Below are 2292 nucleotides of genomic sequence, written 5' to 3' on the forward strand. Positions count from 1 at the left end.
GAGCCGCGGCACCAGCTCGCTGCGCGCCACCAGAGCGTGGGAACCCAGCTATCCGGTCAACCACACAAGAGAACGAGGAAAATCTAGGTGATCTCGGTAATCGTCGCAGGCGGCGGCACGGCGGGCCATATCGAGCCCGCGCTGGCGGTGGCGGACGCGCTGCGGCGGCTTGACGATTCGATCAGAGTGACGGCGCTCGGCACCGAGCGCGGCCTGGAGACCAAACTGATCCCCGAGCGTGGCTATCCGCTCGAGCTCATCCCGCCGGTTCCGTTGCCGCGCAAGCCCACCGCCGATCTGCTGCGGCTGCCCGGCCGGGTGCGCGCCTCGGTGGCGCGGACCAGGGCGGTGATCGACGCGGTCGAGGCCGATGTGATCGTCGGCTTCGGCGGTTACGTGGCGCTGCCCGCCTATCTGGCCGCCGGGCCGGGGCTGCTGCGGCGTCGGCGCCGGGTGCCGGTGGTGGTGCACGAGGCGAACGCCAAGGCAGGCATCGCGAATAAGGTCGGGGCGCGCCGCGCCGCCCGGGTGCTTGCCGCAGTGCCGGATTCGGGGCTGGCCGGCGCGCAGGTCGTCGGCATTCCGGTGCGCGCGGCGATCACCACGCTGGATCGGGCCGCGCTGCGCGCCGAGGCGCGGGCGCACTTCGGACTTCCCGCCGAGGGGCCGGTGCTGCTGGTGTTCGGCGGGTCGCAAGGCGCGCGGAGCCTGAACGAGGCGGTCTCGGGTGCCGCGCCGCAACTCGCCGCTGCGGGCATCTCGGTGCTGCACGCGCACGGCCCGAAGAACACCCTCGAGATCCCCGCGGACGAGAGTGGCGCGCGCGCACCGTATGTGGCGGTGCCGTATCTTTCCCGGATGGATCTCGCCTACGCCGCCGCCGACGCGGTGGTCTGCCGGTCCGGCGCGATGACCGTCGCCGAGGTGTCCGCGGTCGGACTACCCGCCTTCTATGTGCCGCTTCCGCACGGCAACGGTGAGCAGGAACTCAATGCCAGACCGGTGGTCCGGCAGGGCGGTGGCAGAATCGTGCCCGATTCGGAGTTGACCCCGAAATACGTGATCGATGAGGTGATTCCGCTGCTCATGGACCCCGCACGGCTGACCGAGATGGGCCGTGCCGCCGCCGGTGCCGGGCACCGCGACGCCGCCGACGCGGTGGCGCGGATCGTGTTGGAGGTGGCCGGGTGAACGACGATCTTTCAGCTTTGCCGCCATCGTTGGCGCGGGTGCACATGGTCGGTATCGGTGGTGCCGGGATGTCGGGCATCGCGCGAATTCTGCTCTCTCGCGGCGGCGCCGTGTCCGGCTCCGACGCCAAGGAGAGCCGCGGTGTGCTCGCGTTGCGGGCGCGCGGCGCGCAGGTGCGCATCGGCCACGACGCCAGCGCGCTCGACCTACTGCCCGGCGGCCCGACCGTGGTGGTCACCACCTACGCGGCCATCCCGAAGACCAATCCCGAACTGATGGAAGCGAATCGGCGCGACATCCCGGTGCTGCTGCGCCCGGCCGTGCTCGCATCGCTGATGCAGGGGCACCGCACCCTGCTCGTGTCGGGCACGCACGGCAAGACCTCCACCACCTCGATGCTCATCGTGTCGTTGCAGCACTGTGGATTCGACCCGTCCTTCGCGGTCGGCGGCGAGTTGAACGAGGCGGGCACCAACGCCCACCACGGCACCGGCAAGATCTTCGTGGCCGAGGCCGACGAGAGCGACGGCTCGCTGCTGCAATACGACCCGGACGTCGCGGTGGTCACCAATATCGAGTCCGATCATCTGGACTACTTCGGCACCGACGAGGCCTACGTCCAGGTCTTCGACGATTTCGCCGACCGGCTCGCCGAGGGTGGCCTGCTGGTGGTCTGTCTGGACGATCCCGGTTCACGGGCGCTCGCCGAACGGGTCGGCGCCAGGCTGGCCGAGAAGAACATTCGCGTCCTCGGCTACGGCTCCGGCGAGCTCGCCGACGCGCCGGTGCCGGTCGGCGTGCGGCTGCACAGCTGGGAGCCGCGCGATGTCGGCGGTATCGCCCAGTTCCAGCTCGACGACGAGGCCGCCCCGCGCACCCTGCGGTTGTCGGTGCCCGGCAGGCACATGGCGTTGAACGCGCTGGCCGCGTTGCTCGCCGCCCGTGCGGCCGGCGCCGACGTGGACGAAATCATCCAGGGCCTGGAGGGTTTCGGCGGCGTGCACCGGCGGTTCCAGTTCGCCGGCCGGGAGAACGGGGTGCGTGTCTTCGACGATTACGCCCATCATCCGACCGAGGTGCGTGCCGTGCTCGGCGCTGCGG

2 protein-coding genes are annotated in these 2292 nt (G+C 70.8%); both read left to right on the forward strand.

Translation table 11 applies throughout. The features are described 5' to 3' along the window. Positions 1-87 precede the first annotated feature (87 nt). Entirely contained in the window at positions 88-1191 is a 1104-nt protein-coding gene (gene murG, locus NN4_RS44495; protein ID WP_147144450.1) for an undecaprenyldiphospho-muramoylpentapeptide beta-N-acetylglucosaminyltransferase, read from the forward strand. 44 nt (positions 1192-1235) lie between these two features. Further along, positions 1236-2292, forward strand: a 1057-nt coding sequence (gene murC, locus NN4_RS44500; RefSeq protein ID WP_222595284.1) for a UDP-N-acetylmuramate--L-alanine ligase, incomplete at its 3' end; no start/stop codon positions are given.

Source organism: Nocardia ninae NBRC 108245 (assembly GCF_007990755.1).
Classification (GTDB): Bacteria; Actinomycetota; Actinomycetes; order Mycobacteriales; family Mycobacteriaceae; genus Nocardia; species Nocardia ninae.